Origin of the sequence: Shinella sp. NM-101, assembly GCF_021401195.1 — a bacterium.
Classification (GTDB): Bacteria; Pseudomonadota; Alphaproteobacteria; order Rhizobiales; family Rhizobiaceae; genus Shinella.
On sequence record NZ_JACBFT010000009.1, the window covers coordinates 24,187 to 39,788 of the forward strand.

Consider the following 15,602-nt stretch of genomic DNA (forward strand, 5'->3'; position numbering starts at 1 on the left):
ATCTCTTTGTTTTCACGCAATTCCGGACGGAAAACCGCTTCACACTTTTCCTGGAATTGCTCACATATAGGGGTACATCGGGAAGCGGCCCGTCAGCGCGACGACCTTTTCCCGGACGGCGGCTTCGACGCCTGCATTGCCCTCATCAGAATTGGCGACCTTGAGGCCGTCGAGGACTTCGACGATCAGGTTGCCGATCTCCGTGAACTCGGCTTCCTTGAAGCCGCGGGTCGTGCCGGCCGGCGTGCCGAGGCGGACGCCCGAGGTGACGAAGGGCTTTTCGGGGTCGAACGGGATGCCGTTCTTGTTGCAGGTGACATAGGCGCGGCCGAGGGCGGCTTCCGCCCGCTTGCCGGTCGCGTTCTTCTTGCGAAGGTCGACGAGCATCAGGTGGTTGTCGGTGCCGCCCGAGACGATGTCGAGGCCGCCGGCCTTCAGCGTCTCGGCGAGCGTCTTGGCGTTCCTGACGACCTGCGCGGCGTATTCCTTGAATTCCGGCTGCAGCGCCTCGCCGAAGGCGACGGCCTTGGCGGCGATGATGTGCATCAGCGGGCCGCCCTGCAGGCCCGGGAAGACGGCCGAGTTGATCTTCTTGGCGATGTCCTCGTCGTTCGTCAGCACGACGCCGCCGCGCGGGCCGCGGAGCGACTTGTGCGTGGTGGTGGTCGCGACGTGGCAATGCGGGAACGGCGACGGGTGCTGGCCGCCGGCGACGAGGCCGGCGATATGCGCCATGTCGACCATCAGGTAGGCGCCGACTTCATCGGCGATCTCGCGGAAGCGCTTCCAGTCCCAGATGCGCGAATAGGCGGTGCCGCCGGCGATGATGAGCTTCGGCTTGTTCTTGCGGGCCTTCTCGGCGACGTCGTCCATGTCGAGCAGGTGGTCTTCCTCGCGCACGCCGTAGGAGACGACGTTGAACCACTTGCCGGACATGTTGACCGGCGAGCCGTGCGTCAGGTGGCCGCCCGAATTCAGGTCGAGGCCCATGAAGGTGTCGCCCGGCTGGAGCAGCGCGAGGAAGACGGCCTGGTTCATCTGCGAGCCGGAATTCGGCTGGACGTTGGCGAAGTTGACGCCGAACAGCTTCTTGGCGCGCTCGATGGCGAGCTCTTCCGCGATGTCGACGAACTGGCAGCCGCCATAGTAGCGCTTGCCCGGATAGCCTTCGGCATATTTGTTCGTCATGATCGAGCCCTGGGCTTCGAGCACGGCGCGCGAGACGATGTTCTCCGAGGCGATCAGCTCGATCTCATGGCGCTGGCGACCGAGTTCCTTCTGGATGGAGCCGAAGATCTCCGGATCGGTGTCGGCAAGGGAACGCGTGAAGAAAACTTCGGTGGCGGAAGACTGGCTCATCCTCGAGGCTCCTTAAGGGTGGGTGGCACGGTGTTTAACGTCCTCGCATGGCAAGGGCAATATCCGCTCCACGGTTTGCGCCATTTCAACGCGCCTTATGGGATAAAAACGACAAGGGGCCGATAGCCCAAAGGAAAAAGGCCCCGCATTCCAAGGGGAAGCGGGGCCTTTGAAAAATCCGACAAATCGCCTCATTGCGGCAGCAGGTCGTCGTCCGGGGAGCCGGCGGGCTTTTCCATGCCGTAGCCGGTCTGGAGGGCGAGTTCGGTGGCGCCGTCCATCTGGTAGATGTCGTCGCGGAACTGCACGACACGGTCGCGGGCCGACCAGGCGGTGATGTAGACGAAGTAGACCGGGACCTCGACGGCCAGCTTGATCGGCGTGTTGACGCGGTCGTTGATGACCTTCTCGATCTGCTGGCGCGACCAGCCGGGCGTGTCGCGCAGCAGCCAGGTGATGAGGTCGCGGACGTTCTGCACACGCACGCAGCCGGACGATTCGAAGCGCATCAGCTTGTTGAACAGGCCCTGCTGGGGCGTGTCGTGCATGTATTCGTTGTTGGTGTTGTGGAAGTTGATCTTGGTGGACGCCATAGCGTTGATCTTGCCCGGGTCCTGGCGGAACATCAGGTTCGGCGCCTTGTCGGCGAACCAGTCGACGGTCTCCGGCGCGACCTCGCGGCCGCTGCCGTCGATCAGGCGGATGTTGTTGCGCTTGAGGTAGGTCGGGTCCTTGCGCATCAGCGGCACGATGTCCTTCTCGACGATCGAGCGCGGCGCGGTCCAGTAGGGATTGAGCGTGACGTCGTAGATCTTCGAGTTGAGGATATGCGTCGGGCGGCTGATGCGGCCGACCACCGCGACGTGGCGCAGCGCCACGCGGCCGTCTTCCACGGCCTCGATATAGGCGGCCGGGATGTTCACCATCACGTAGCGCTGGCCGAGATCGCCGGACATGGTCTGCAGGCGCACCAGGTTCGTGTTGAGCTGGTTGAGGCGCGTCGTCGCCGGCACGTTCATGGCCTTCAGCGTATATTCGCCGAGCACGCCGTCCTGCGGCAGGCCGTGGCGGGCCTGGAAGCGCTTCACCGCGCCGTCGACATAGGAATCGAAGGAGTTGGAAATGCCGGCCTCGCGCGGCAGGTCGCCCGAGATCATCAGGCGCTGGCGCAGGGTCTGGACGCCGGGATCGACCACGCCGAGCTGCAGCTTCTGGGCGGACGCCACGTCCGACCATCCGCCGGCGGACACGATCTGCTGGTAGTCGGCGATCGCCTGCTGGATGTTCGGCACGGCGCCGGGGCCGAGGATAGGATTGTTGGAGGCGACGGCATCGGCGCTGCGCGAGGCCTTGGCGTCGAACTGGTCGTCCCAGTTGCCGCGGCGCGAGGAATCCAGGATATCGTCCATGGCCGACTGGGCGAACGTCGGGCCGGCGACGGCGGCGGCTCCGAGGGTTGCTGCCGAACGCAGGAATGCACGGCGCGAGAACACGTCAAATCCGGGTTTGCGAGACATCTATCCTATCATCTCCTGAAACGCCGCACCGAGCGGCGAGGTGCACGCGGCACGCGACCAAGCGGTCCATACCCGATGCAGCTATCATGAACAGGGTTAACAAACGCAAACCGGCCGTGCCGTCCGCGCATACCTTTAGCCCAGCGTCCGGGTGTCACAGCAATATGGCCAATTCGTGTCTCGGAGGCCCGGGACCGGGGTGCGCGCGAAGATGTGAAGGAGCGGAAAACGCGAAAAGCCGGACGCGCAGGGAACGCGGCCGGCTTTTGGAGGAGGTCGGAAACGGCGCCCGGACTTACAGGCGATAGAGGATCGAGTCGTTCCAGAAGCGGTCGAGGCGCTGGAGCAGCTTGTTCATCTGGTTGAACTCGCTTTCGCCGATGCCGCCGACCTTCTGGATCGAGCCGATGTGGCGCTCGTAGAGCTTTGCGACGGTCTCGGCGACTTCCTGGCCGGTTTCCGTCAGGCTGATGCGGACCGAGCGGCGGTCGATGCGCGAGCGCTGGTGGTTGATGAAGCCGAGGTCGACCAGCTTCTTGACGTTGTAGGAGACGTTCGAGCCGAGGTAGTAGCCCCGCGAGCGCAGCTCGCCGGCGGTCAGCTCGGAATTGCCGATGTTGAAGAGGAGCAGCGCCTGGACGGCGTTGACGTCGGAGCGACCGGCGCGGTCGAATTCGTCCTTGATGACATCGAGCAGGCGACGGTGCAGGCGCTCGACGAGGTGAAGGGATTCCAGATAGAGGTTGCGGATCGCATCTTCCTGCGGATCGACGACCGGGGCCTGCTGCGGCTTCATCTTGGTGTTCATGGTTCTCTGCCTCACTGTTTTGTTTGGCGGTGTGGTTTGTTGTCCCGCCTTGAGTGAGAACCTAGCGAATGCATCTAAAATTCTACTTAAACTGCAGCCTTAACAGCGCCTTACCGGAGAGCGACCCTGTCTCAGGGTGAATCAGTTCTTACCGTGCGGGCCTGGCGGCGGCGCTGGATGAAGAGCGCGGCGCGGAAAAGCAGGAACACGGCGGCCACCGCGAGATGCATGATGACCAGCAGCCGGTTGATGCCGAAGATGGAGGGATAGACCTCGTGCATGGCGATCTCGGTCGCCGCCGCGATCAGCCAGATGACCGGCCCCCAGGAGACCAGCAGCCAGAGGCCGACGGCCGCGACGGGAAAGAGCACGGCGAGCGCCGTGGAGGCCGCCTTCCAGGCCGGCGGAAGAAGGTCGAAGCGCCCCTTCCCTCCAAGCGAGAAGCCCGTGAGCATGGCCCAGTACTGCAGCGCGAACCATAGCGAGGCCACCGCCACCAGCCGCAGGAACAGCGCGAACAGCGTTTCGGTCAGGCTCGGCCTTGGGCCCTTGGCAGAATCAGCAACCATGGCGCGGACAGTAAGGGCAAGGACGGCGCGCATAAAGCCCGCAAAGCGCATCATGCACGGCCATATGCCGCAGCCTCTTTTTCCGCTGGCGATTTGATTGCCGGAAGCGGCGTGGTAATACGCGCGCAGCAAAGGACCAGCAAGGAAATGGCATCATGACCGGCAGCAGGAACATCGTCGACGAGATCACCGGCCACCGCCGCATGCGGCGCAACCGGAAGGCCGAGTGGACGCGCCGGCTCGTGCAGGAAAACCGCCTGACGGTCGACGACCTCATCTGGCCGGTCTTCGTGGTGCCGGGCACCAATGTCACCGATCCGGTCGCCGCCATGCCGGGCGTCAACCGCATGAGCGTCGACAGGCTCGTGGAAGCCGCCAGGGAAGCGGCCGACCTCGGCATCCCCGCCATCGCCACCTTCCCCAATATCGACATGCGCCTGCGCGACGAGACGGGCTCGCACAGCCTTGCGGCCGACAACCTCATCAACGAGGCGACGCGCGCCATCAAGAAGGCCGTGCCGAATATCGGCGTCATCACCGACGTCGCACTCGATCCCTTCACCAGCCACGGCCATGACGGGGTGCTGCGCGGCGACGTCATCGTCAACGACGAGACGGTCGAGTTGGTCGCCAAGGCCGCCGTCATCCAGGCCGATGCCGGCTCCGACATCATCGCGCCGTCCGAGATGATGGACGGGCGCATCGGCGCGATCCGCCGGGCGCTCGATGCGGCGGGCCACCAGGATGTCGGCATCATGGCCTATGCGACGAAATTCGCCTCGGCCTACTACGGCCCCTTCCGCGACGCCATCGGCACCGGCGGCCTGCTCAAGGGCGACAAGAAGACCTATTACATCGACCCCGCCAACGGCACCGAGGCGATGCGCGACGCCGCGCTCGACGTCGAGGAAGGCGCGGACATGATGATGGTCAAGCCGGGCCTGCCCTATCTCGACATCTGTTGGCGCATGAAGGAGGCGTTCGGCCTGCCGGTCTTCGCCTACCAGGTCTCCGGCGAATACAGCCAGATCAAGGCCGCCGCGCTGAACGGCTGGATCGACGGCGAGCGCGTCATGCTCGAGACCCTCCTCGCCTTCAAGCGCGCCGGCTGCGACGGCATCCTCACCTATTTCGCGATGGACGTGGCGCGGCACCTGGCGGCGAAGGGCTGACGCCAGTCCGCTTCGGCCCCGGCGACGTCCCTTTCCCCGCCCGCGGGAGGAAGGTGGCAGGCAGGCGGGACGGGCGGCAAGCGCCGCCATCCCTCTCCCCGTTGTTTTCCCCGAAAGCATCCCCATATGGAAGGCATGTTCCATCAGGGAGACAGACAGATGAGCGCTGATTTCAACGAAACGCGGGTTCCGACGACGGACTGGCAGGCCTATCGCGGCGTGCTGTCACGCCGGATCTTCGCGTTCCTGATCGACTACGCGATCATCGCGCTGCTCTGGATTCCGGCTGCCATCGTGGTCTTCTTCCTCGGCATCCTGACGCTCGGCCTCGGCTTCTTCCTCTATCCCGCGCTCTTCGCCATCGTCGCCATGCTCTATTTCGGCCTGACGATGGGCGGCCCGTCGCAGGCGAGCGCCGGCATGAACGTCATGGGCCTCGTCCTTGCCCGGGTGGACGGACGTCCCATCGACTTCCTGACCGCCATCGTGCATCTCGTGCTCTTCTGGATCGGCAACGCGCTGCTGACGCCGTTCATCGTGCTCGTCGGCCTCTTCACCGACCGTGGCCGCCTGCTGCACGATCTTCTGCTCGGCACGGTGATGGTTCGCCGCGATCGTTATTGACGAAAGCCAAAACGCGCGGGCGAAATCCTCTAGTTGACCTTTTCCTGAACTGCGCCATGGTATTGGCATAGACGCGTCACACAGCGAGGGAGTCGCCCAACGGCCGATGAATACGCAGGCAACATCCTCTCCGCAGTTCTATCTCACCGCGCCGGCGGCCTGTCCCTACCTGCCGCAGGAGATGGAGAGGAAGGTGTTTACGCATCTGGTGGGCGAGCGCGCGCCGGAACTCAACGATCTTCTCACCCAGGGCGGCTTCCGCCGCTCGCAGAACATCGCCTACCGTCCGGCCTGCGAGACCTGCCGCGCCTGCATTTCCGTGCGCATCCTCGTCAACGAGTTCGAGCCGCGCCGCACCATGCGCCGGGTGCTGGCGGAGAATGCCGACCTCGTCTCGCACGAATATCCGGCCGAGCCCTCCAGCGAGCAATATTCCCTCTTTCGCCAGTATCTCGACGCCCGCCACCAGAAGGGCGGCATGTCGGACATGTCGGTGCTCGACTATGCGATGATGGTGGAGGACACGCATGTCCACACCAAGATCATCGAATACCGCGTGCGCGAGGAAGGCTCCGGCGTCAAGGAACGCCCGCAGGGCGAGCTGCTTGCCGTAGCGCTGACCGACCGCATGGGCGACGGCCTTTCCATGGTCTATTCCTTCTACAATCCGGAGCTGGTGCGCCGCTCTCTCGGCACCTTCATGGTCCTCGACCATATCCGGCGGGCGAAAGCCCTCGGCCTGCCGCACGTCTATCTTGGCTACTGGGTCAAGGGATCGCGCAAAATGGACTATAAAACAAAGTTTTTGCCGCAGGAGCACCTGATGTCGCGCGGTTGGGAGCGCTATAACGGCGAAGACAGCGCCCCTTGATCCCAGATTCGGACCCGACGTGCCCCAGACCAGCGATCCTGCCCTTCACCGCAAGGGCCTTCTTATCACCGCCACCGGCGGCCTCGCCCTTTCCTTCGACATCCCGCTGATCCGCTCGGCAAACGGCGAGGTCTGGTCGATGCTGGCGACGCGCAGCATCGCGACCTTCGTCATGGCGCTTCTGGCCTGGTCCGTCGTCCGCTTCGCGCTCGGCAAGCAGGTGGCGCTGATCCCCGGGCCCGTCGGGCTCCTGATCGGCATTCTCTACGGCATCAATTCGCTGACCTTCATGCTTGCGGTGTTCAACACCTCGACGGCCAATGTCGTGTTCATCCTCGCCTTCACCTCCATGTTCGCGGCGATCCTCTCGTGGATCTTCCTCGGCGAGCGGCCGTCCAACGCCACGCTCGTCACCATGGCCGCCATGGTCGCCGGGGTCGCGCTGATCGTGCATGACGGGCTGGAAAGCGGCAACTTCTTCGGCGACGCCATGGCGGCCTGCTCCGCCTTCCTGCTGGCCTCCGCCATCACCCTCAGCCGCCGCAGCGGACTGGACATGGGCTTCGTGCCGCTCGTCACCGCCATCTTCCCGGGTATCGTCGCATTGCTCCTGCTGCCCGACACGGGCTTCCAGATCGCCACCCCCGGCTTCATCCTGTTCAACGGGCTCATCATGATCCCGCTCGCCTTCTGGTGCCTGGCGACGGGTCCGCGCTACCTCTCCGCGCCCGAGGTCGGCATGTTCTATCTGCTGGAAACCGTGCTCGCCCCCATCTGGGTGTGGATCGTCTTTGCCGAGACGCCCACCACGCAGACCCTCATCGGCGGCTCGATCCTCATCCTCGCCCTCCTCGCCCATTCCCTCTGGCAGATGCGCTCGAAAGCCCGCAGCGACGCGGCGGCGGAGTTTCCGTTCACCGGATGAGGCTTGAGATCGGCTACGCAGAATGTTATAACTTGGTTATAACGGAGCAAGGCCATGAACATCACCATCCGCAAGATCGGCAATTCCGAAGGCATCATCATACCGAAGGACGTTCTCGATCGCCTGGGCGTCAAGGCGGGCGACGAGATCACGATGACGAGCGAGGGCAGCAAGCTCATCCTCACGGCGGCAGACGGCGATTTCGACCGACAGCTCGCCCATGCCGAAAAATTCATGGATCGCTACAAGGTCGCGCTCAAGAAGCTTGCCGAATGAGCATCGTCTTCCTCGATAGACGGCTCGTCGAACGGCTCCATGACATTCAGATCGAGCGGTTCGGCGGAGCGGCCGGCTTGCGCGACGAGAATGCCTTCGAGTCGGCACTGTCCCGGCCCGTCAACAAGGCGCACTACGGCAGCGAGGATATATTCGAACTCGCCGCAGCCTATCTCTACGGGCTGGCGAAGAACCACGCGTTCGTCGACGGCAACAAACGCATTGCGATCGTCGCGGCGGCCGTTTTCCTGATGGACAACGGGTTCGAGATCGCAACGGACGACGCCACGCTCTACGCCTTCGTCCTCGCCGTCGCTGCCGGGGAGATCGACGAGGAGGGGGCGGCGCGCTTCCTGCGCGACGTCAGCGTCCCCTACCCCGGCTGATCAGCCGCTGAACCTGCCGCTGCGCGGGAAACCCTTCGGCACGGTGCGGCCGGCGCTTGCGCGGTCGCCCAGCCACTCGGCGAGTTCCTCCCTGGTGCGAACGAAGTTGCGGCCGGCGCTGTCGTCCCAGGAAAGGCCGTCGGCCATCGCGAAGCAGCGGATGTCGGAGACGCCGCCGTCCTTGTAGCGCTGCAGGCGCACGCCCTTGCCGCGCGTCATCTCGGGAAGCTGCGACAGCGGGAAGACCAGCATCTTGCGGTTCTCGCCGACGACGGCGACGTGGTCGCCGCGCACCGGCACGACGAGCTTGGCCTCGTCGGGCATGCCGACATTCATCACCTGCTTGCCCTTGCGGGTATTGGCGACCATCTCGGTTTCCGCCACCACGAAGCCGTTGCCGGCCTGCGATGCGACAATGACCTTGCGCGCGGGATCGTGCACGAAGGCGGTCAGGACGTCCTGGTCGTTCTCCATGTCGACCATGATGCGCAGCGGCTCGCCATGGCCGCGCCCGCCCGGCAGCTTGTCGGCCCCGAGCGTGAAGACCTTGCCGCCCGTGGTGACGATCAGCACCTTGTCCGTCGTCTGCGCCGGGAAGGCCACCTTCAGCGCGTCGCCCTCCTTGAACTGGAGGCCGGACGTATCGGCCATATGGCCCTTCAGCGCGCGGATCCAGCCCTTCTCCGAGATGACGACCGTGACCGGCTCCTTCTCGATCATGGCCTGCTGGATGGCCTCGACATCGGCTTGCGGGGCGCTGGCGAACTGGGTGCGGCGGCGGCCGAGCTCGGTCGCCTTGGCGAATTTCTTGCGAACCTCGCCGATCTCCCAGGCGACGGTCTGCCACTGCTTCTCGTCGGAGGCGAGCAGCGTCTCGATCTCCGCCTTCTCCTTCGACAGGTTGTCGAACTCGGTGCGGATCTCGAACTCCTCGAGCTTGCGCAGCGAGCGCAGGCGCATGTTGAGGATCGCCTCGGCCTGCACGTCCGTCAGCGAGAAGGTCTCCATGAGAGAGGCCTTCGGCTCGTCCTCCTCGCGGATGATGCGGATCACCTCGTCGAGGTTGAGATAGGCGATGAGGTAGCCGCCGAGGATTTCGAGACGGCGGTCGATGGCGGCGAGGCGGTGGCGCGAGCGGCGCTGCAGCACTTCGCGCCGATGGGCCAGCCACTCGACCAGCACGTCCTTGAGGCCCATGACCTTCGGCACGCGCCCCATCGAGAGCACGTTCATGTTGAGCGGAATGCGGCTTTCGAGCTCGGAGAGCTTGAAGAGCGATTCCATCAGGATCGTCGGATCGACCGTGCGGCTCTTCGGCACGAGCACGATGCGCACGTCCTCGGCCGATTCGTCGCGGATGTCCTCCAGCAGCGGCAGCTTGCGGGCGATCAGCAGCTCGGCGATCTTCTCGATCAGGCGCGACTTCTGCACCTGGTAGGGGATTTCGGTGACGACGATCTGGTAGCCGCCGCGGCCGAGGTCTTCCGTCTGCCATTTCGAGCGCACGCGAAAACCGCCGCGACCGGTCTTGTAGGCCTCGATGATGCTTTCGCGGCTGTCGATGACGATGCCGCCGGTCGGAAGGTCGGGGCCCTGCACGAACTCGACGAGCTTCTCCACATCCGCGTCCGGATTGCGGATGAGGTGGAGCGCGGCATCGCACAGTTCATGGGCGTTGTGCGAGGGAATGGAGGTGGCCATGCCGACGGCGATGCCGGAGGAACCGTTCGCCAGGAGGTTCGGGAAGGCGCCCGGCAGGACGATCGGCTCCTCGTCCTCCTCGTTGTAGGTCGGACGGAAGTCGACGGCGTCCTGGTCGATGCCTTCGAGCAGCAGCGACGCGACCTCGGTCATGCGCGCTTCGGTGTACCGGTAGGCGGCAGCGTTGTCGCCGTCGATATTGCCGAAATTGCCCTGCCCGTCGACGATGGGGTAGCGCTGCGAGAAATCCTGCGCGAGGCGCACCAGCGCGTCGTAGACCGACTGGTCGCCGTGCGGGTGGAACTTACCGATGACGTCGCCGACGATACGCGCGCATTTCTTGAAGGAGGAATTGGACCTCAGGCCCATTTCGCTCATGGCGTGGATGATGCGGCGATGGACGGGCTTCAGGCCGTCACGCACATCCGGCAGCGCGCGCTGGGTGATGGTCGACAGCGCATAGGCGAGATAGCGCTCTTCCAGCGCCGCCTTGAGGTCGACCGGTTGGATGTTGTCGTCTCCGCCATCGGGCGGCAAAGTGTTTTGTCCCATGGGACTTGACTACCCTCTTGGCCGATTCGCGGCAAGGAAACCGGGCAATCGGGCTGTGGATAGCAGTTTGTAAAGCTTTTTCGAAATCTGCCCGCGCGGTGAGAGAATTCCATGGAAAGTCCACACGGCATGAATATATTTGCCGCACCGCCCGTCTAGGGGCGGTAACGGCAAGGCAGCCGTCCAAGAAATCCAGAAAGAGAGCCTATTCATGATGCGCACCTCCCACTTCCGCGCCCTCCTCGCCGGCGCAGCGCTTGCCACACTGGCAAGCCCCGCCTTCGCACTCGACGGCGCGGACCTGCTGGCCAAGCTGAACGCAACCTATGCGACCAGCGGCGTATCCATCAGCTCTTCGAACGTTACCGCCGACGGCTCCACCGTGACGCTGGAAGGCGCGCAGATGAAGGCGACCGGCAGCGAAGCGCCGATCAAGCTCGGCACCATCACCATGGAGGGCGTCGAGGAAGACGGCGACGGCGGCTACACCGTCGAGACCGTTTCCTTCGAGGACATCAACGTCACCGAGGCCGAGACGACGGTGACGGCGAAGGACCTTTCGATCAGCGGCGTTTCCATTCCCGGCAAGGTCGTTCCCGGCACGCTCGAATCGCTGCTGATGTACGAATCGGCATCCGCCGGCCCGGTCAGCGTCGCCGCCAAGGGCAAGGAAGTCTTCTCCATGTCCGGCATGGAAGCGAACGTCACCCGCATGGACGACGATGCCGGCCTCGAATTCGACGCGACGATGTCCGACCTGAAGGCGGACCTGACGAGCGTCGAGGACCCCAAGACAAAGGAAGCGCTCGACAAGATCGGCCTGCATGCGCTGGAAGGCAAGGTCAGCATGTCCGGCAGCTGGGAGCTGGCGAGCGGCAAGCTGGCCGTCGACGAATATGCCTTCGACTTCAAGGATGTCGGCCGCCTCAACCTCTCGCTCGCCTTCTCCGGCTACACGCTCGACTTCCTGAAGAACATGCAGGAAGCCCTGAAGACGGCCGAAGCCAACCCGAACAAGGAAGAGGCGAACGCCGCGATGGGCATGGCCATGATGGGCCTCGTCCAGCAGCTCACCTTCGACAATGCCTCGATCTCCTTCGAGGACGCCTCGATCACCAAGAAGCTGCTCGACTATGCCGGCAGCGAACAGGGCGTGACGGGCGACCAGATGGCGCAGTCGCTGAAGGGCCTCGTCCCGATCATGATCGCGCAGCTCAACATGCCCGACCTGCAGAACCAGATCTCGGCCGCCGTCAACACCTATCTCGACGACCCGAAGAGCCTGACGATCAGCGCCGAGCCGAAGGAGCCGGTGCCGTTCCCGATGATCATGGGCGCTGCCATGGGCGCGCCGCAGACCATCCCGCAGGTCCTTGGCGTCACCGTCACCGCCAACCAGTAATCTTCTGGCGCAGGAACAGGAAAGCCCGGAGCATCGCTCCGGGCTTTCTCTTTGGTTCGTGCGGGGATTACCGGCATCCGTCGCGACGGATTATTCGAGCACCTGAATGACGGTGCGCGTCTGCGGGTTCACGATGACGCGGCGCTCGTTGACGATGGTGTAGGCATAATCGGGCTGGCCGTCGATGGCGTGGATTTCCACCTCGCCGGGAACGACCCGTCCGATAAGGATGTCGCCTTCATAGGGCACCGAGGGAATGTCCCGCTCCAGGACATAGGTGCGGACCTCGCCCGGAACGACGACGGTCGATTCCGTCATGACCGGATCGGTCTCCTGGATGATCACCGTGTCCTGGGCATAGGCCGTGGCGGACAGCGACAGAAGCGCCGCCGCGGAGGCAAGGATAAGCCTGTTTCGCATGTTCGTTCTCCTGTGTTGACGGGAGGAGAACGGCCGGAGCGCCCGACTGTTCCGGGCGGCGGGAACGGCAAGGCCCTTCCCGCCCTCCAGATATCAGTCCTTCTTGGACGGAACGACGCGCAGCGCCAGTTCCCGAAGCTGCGTCGGCGTTGCCGGCGACGGGGCGTTCATCAGGAGGTCCTGCGCCTGCTGGTTCATCGGGAACAGCGAGATTTCGCGGAGATTCTTCGCGCCGACGAGCAGCATGACCACGCGGTCGATGCCGAAGGCGCAGCCGCCATGCGGCGGGGCGCCGTACTGGAAGGCGCGGTAGAGGCCGCCGAAGCGCTCTTCCACGTCGCCCTGCGAGAGGCCGACCTTCTCGAAGGCCTTGACCATCAGCTCCGGCGACTGGTTACGGATCGAGCCCGATGCGATCTCGAAGCCGTTGCAGACAGCGTCGTACTGGTAGGCCTTGAGCTCCAGCGGCTCCTTGCTGTCGAAGGCTTCGAGCCCCCCCTGCGGCATGGAGAAGGGGTTGTGCGCGAAGTCGATCTTCTTCTCGTCCTCGTTCCACTCGTAGAAGGGGAAGTCGACGATCCAGCACATTTCGAAGCGGTCGCGGTCGACGAGGTTCAGTTCCTCGCCGGCGCGGGTGCGGGCTTCGCCGGCGAACTTGTAGAACTTGGCCGGATCGCCGGCGACGAAGAAGCAGGCGTCGCCGTCATCGAGGCCGAGCTGGGTGCGGATGGCTTCCGTGCGCTCCTCGCCGATGTTCTTGGCGAGCGGGCCCGCGCCTTCGAGCTTGTCGGCTTCCTTGCGCCAGAAGATGTAGCCGAGGCCGGGCTGGCCGGTCGACTGCGCCCAGGCGTTCATGCGGTCGCAGAAGGCGCGGCTGCCGCCGGTCCTGGCCGGGATCGCCCAGACCTGGACCTTCGGGTTCGACGCGATCATGTTGGCGAAGACCTTGAAGCCGGAGCCGGCGAAATGGTCGGTGACGGCCTGCATGACGATGGGGTTGCGCAGGTCCGGCTTGTCGGAGCCGTATTTGCGGATCGCCTCGTCATAGGGGATGCGCGGCCACTCCTTCGTGACGGGCTTGCCTTCGGCGAACTCCTCGAAGACGGCCGTCATCATCGGCTCCATCGTCTGCCAGACGTCTTCCTGGGTGACGAAGCTCATCTCGACGTCGAGCTGGTAGAATTCGCCCGGCAGGCGGTCGGCGCGCGGGTCTTCGTCGCGGAAGCACGGCGCGATCTGGAAGTAGCGGTCGAAGCCGGCGACCATCAGGAGCTGCTTGTACTGCTGCGGGGCCTGCGGCAGGGCAAAGAACTTGCCTTCATGGATGCGGCTCGGCACGAGGAAGTCGCGCGCGCCCTCGGGCGAGGAGGCCGTGAGGATCGGCGTCGTGTATTCGGCAAAGCCGGCCTCGCCCATGCCCTTGCGCATGGCGGAGATGATCTGCGTGCGCTTGACGATGTTCCGGTGCAGCGTCTCGCGGCGAAGGTCGATGAAGCGGTACTTGAGGCGCACGTCTTCCGGGTAGTCCGGCTCGCCGAAGACCGGCAGCGGCAGTTCCTTCGCGGCCGACAGGACTTCGATCTCCTGCGCGTAAAGCTCGATCTCGCCCGTGGGCATACCCTTGTTTACGGTGTCCTTGGTGCGCGCCTTGACAAGACCGTCGATGCGGATCACCCACTCGCCGCGCACCGTCTCGGCCTTCTTGAAGGCCGGGGAGTCGGGGTCGGCGACGACCTGGGTGATGCCGTAATGGTCGCGCAGGTCGATGAAGAGCACGCCGCCATGATCTCGGACGCGGTGGACCCAGCCGGAAAGACGGACGGTCTCGCCGACATCGGACTTGCGGAGAGCGGCGCAGGTATGGCTGCGGTAACGGTGCATCGTGGTATCCTGAAATGCTGACGGGCCGCGCGGGAAGGTCCCGGCGCAGCTACCCAAGAAAATCGCGCGGAAAAGCGCATGGTGGCGGCCGTTTGTCAAGGCTTGGCGGGGGAAAGGCCAGGTGCCCGCCCCTCATCCGGCCCGCCGGCCACCTTCTTCCCGCAAGCGGGGAGAAGGGGATATGCCGCGCCGTTTTCCCCAATCAGCAACCGTTCGTGGGGCAAGTCCCCTCTCCCCGCTTGCGGGAGAGCGACTGTCTTGAGCTGCAAGCCAAGAAAGGGCTTAGGAACGAGGAGCTTGTTGAGAATTTCGGTGTCCCATCCTTGCGCATAGCGGGCTTGGTCCCCGGCCGGAGCTTGGCCCAAGCGACTGTATGGGCTTGGGAAATCCTGGCGAGTGTCCCTTGCTCTCCCACGAACTTCAAGTTCTCAGAGTTATCGGGCTTGATCGCCAATCCCCCCGAACCGGCCGGTCCGGGAAGCAAAGTCCAAGTTACAAGGGTTAGGGTGAGGGGCAAGCGGCAAGGGAATCACCGCGCCGTTCAGGCAAACGCCTCGCGATTCAGCATCAGCCATTGCAGCATCATGATCGTCTTGGAATCGACGATGCCGCCGTTGGCGATCAGGCCGCAGGCCTCGTCGATCGGCATTTCGACGATCTCGATATCCTCGCCCTCGCCGTCCACACCGCCGCCCTTGCCGTCGCGCCCGGCGGAATCGATATGGGCGGCGAAGCAGGAGACGCGCTCCGTCAGGGTGCCGGGGCTGGAATACATGTCGAAGACGTGGCGGAGGTCGCTGACGGCGTAGCCGGTCTCCTCCATCGCCTCGCGGCTGATGGCATCTTCCGGGCTGTCGTCGTCGAGGAGGCCGGCGGGCACTTCGAGGAGGAAGCCGTCCGGGTGGCCGCCGAGGAAGGCGCCGGGGCGGAACTGGCGCACCAGCACGACCGTCTGGCGCACCGGATCGACGAGGAGGATCGCCGCCGCCGCGCCGTGGTCGTGCACCTCGCGGTCGAGGAACTCGACCCGGCCGTCGGCACGGGTCTGTTCGAGGACGAGGGTGCGCAAATGGATGAAGCGCTTCCAGACCGTCTGCTGCTCGACGATACGGACGGAGGACTGCTTTTCTGCGGACATG

General features: G+C 64.5%; 15 protein-coding genes. 7 read left to right on the top strand and 8 right to left on the bottom strand.

Annotated features, from left to right (window positions below; genetic code table 11):
• Nucleotides 1-60: 60 nt before the first annotated feature.
• The 4 genes from glyA to L0976_RS17180 all read right to left on the bottom strand — a co-directional run bounded on the left by glyA (nucleotide 61) and on the right by L0976_RS17180 (nucleotide 4,307).
• Entirely contained in the window at nucleotides 61-1,359 is a 1,299-nt protein-coding gene (glyA, locus tag L0976_RS17165) for a serine hydroxymethyltransferase (RefSeq protein ID WP_203318562.1), read from the bottom strand.
• A gap of 191 nt (nucleotides 1,360-1,550) precedes the next feature.
• Nucleotides 1,551-2,876 (bottom strand): murein L,D-transpeptidase, encoded by a 1,326-nt coding sequence (locus L0976_RS17170; RefSeq protein ID WP_234188471.1) that lies wholly within the window; start codon nucleotides 2,874-2,876, stop codon nucleotides 1,551-1,553.
• A 295-nt stretch (nucleotides 2,877-3,171) separates the two neighbouring features.
• The gene (ldtR, locus tag L0976_RS17175; protein ID WP_203318560.1) at nucleotides 3,172-3,684 is read right to left on the bottom strand and encodes a transcriptional regulator LdtR; all 513 of its coding nucleotides are present in this window, start codon (nucleotides 3,682-3,684) and stop codon (nucleotides 3,172-3,174) included.
• Between the two features lie 131 nt (nucleotides 3,685-3,815).
• On the bottom strand, nucleotides 3,816-4,307 hold the full coding sequence (locus L0976_RS17180; protein WP_370643702.1) for a DUF6163 family protein: 492 nt from the start codon (nucleotides 4,305-4,307) through the stop codon (nucleotides 3,816-3,818).
• 101 nt (nucleotides 4,308-4,408) lie between these two features.
• Between L0976_RS17180 and hemB the strand changes: the two genes are divergently transcribed.
• The 6 genes from hemB to L0976_RS17210 all read left to right on the top strand — a co-directional run bounded on the left by hemB (nucleotide 4,409) and on the right by L0976_RS17210 (nucleotide 8,507).
• Complete coding sequence (hemB, locus tag L0976_RS17185) at nucleotides 4,409-5,425, top strand: porphobilinogen synthase (protein ID WP_234188472.1); 1,017 nt, start codon at nucleotides 4,409-4,411, stop codon at nucleotides 5,423-5,425.
• 159 nt (nucleotides 5,426-5,584) lie between these two features.
• Entirely contained in the window at nucleotides 5,585-6,049 is a 465-nt protein-coding gene (locus tag L0976_RS17190; RefSeq protein ID WP_203318557.1) for an RDD family protein, read from the top strand.
• A gap of 106 nt (nucleotides 6,050-6,155) precedes the next feature.
• Nucleotides 6,156-6,920, top strand: a complete 765-nt coding sequence (locus L0976_RS17195; RefSeq protein WP_203318556.1) for an arginyltransferase — start codon at nucleotides 6,156-6,158, stop codon at nucleotides 6,918-6,920.
• Nucleotides 6,921-6,939: 19 nt separating this feature from the next.
• Nucleotides 6,940-7,845, top strand: coding sequence for a DMT family transporter (locus L0976_RS17200; protein WP_234188473.1), 906 nt, complete (start codon nucleotides 6,940-6,942; stop codon nucleotides 7,843-7,845).
• Nucleotides 7,846-7,899: 54 nt separating this feature from the next.
• Entirely contained in the window at nucleotides 7,900-8,121 is a 222-nt protein-coding gene (locus L0976_RS17205; protein ID WP_234188474.1) for an AbrB/MazE/SpoVT family DNA-binding domain-containing protein, read from the top strand.
• A complete protein-coding gene (locus tag L0976_RS17210; RefSeq protein WP_234188475.1) occupies nucleotides 8,118-8,507 on the top strand; it encodes a type II toxin-antitoxin system death-on-curing family toxin in 390 nt (129 codons plus the stop codon). The genes L0976_RS17205 and L0976_RS17210 overlap by 4 nt, the downstream gene beginning before the upstream one ends.
• Here L0976_RS17210 and parC read toward each other — a convergent pair whose 3' ends face one another.
• Entirely contained in the window at nucleotides 8,508-10,760 is a 2,253-nt protein-coding gene (gene parC / locus L0976_RS17215) for a DNA topoisomerase IV subunit A (protein WP_234188477.1), read from the bottom strand.
• 211 nt (nucleotides 10,761-10,971) lie between these two features.
• Between parC and L0976_RS17220 the strand changes: the two genes are divergently transcribed.
• On the top strand, nucleotides 10,972-12,162 hold the full coding sequence (locus tag L0976_RS17220) for a hypothetical protein (RefSeq protein WP_203318551.1): 1,191 nt from the start codon (nucleotides 10,972-10,974) through the stop codon (nucleotides 12,160-12,162).
• A 90-nt stretch (nucleotides 12,163-12,252) separates the two neighbouring features.
• Here L0976_RS17220 and L0976_RS17225 read toward each other — a convergent pair whose 3' ends face one another.
• From L0976_RS17225 to L0976_RS17235, 3 genes are all read right to left on the bottom strand, one after another.
• Nucleotides 12,253-12,582 (bottom strand): DUF1236 domain-containing protein, encoded by a 330-nt coding sequence (locus L0976_RS17225; RefSeq protein WP_203318550.1) that lies wholly within the window; start codon nucleotides 12,580-12,582, stop codon nucleotides 12,253-12,255.
• 93 nt (nucleotides 12,583-12,675) lie between these two features.
• Nucleotides 12,676-14,463 carry an aspartate--tRNA ligase gene (aspS, locus tag L0976_RS17230; protein ID WP_234188478.1) on the bottom strand — a complete coding sequence of 596 codons (1,788 nt, stop codon included), beginning with the start codon at nucleotides 14,461-14,463 and terminating at the stop codon, nucleotides 12,676-12,678.
• A gap of 541 nt (nucleotides 14,464-15,004) precedes the next feature.
• A complete protein-coding gene (locus L0976_RS17235; protein ID WP_234188479.1) occupies nucleotides 15,005-15,601 on the bottom strand; it encodes an NUDIX domain-containing protein in 597 nt (198 codons plus the stop codon).
• Nucleotide 15,602: the final 1 nt, after the last annotated feature.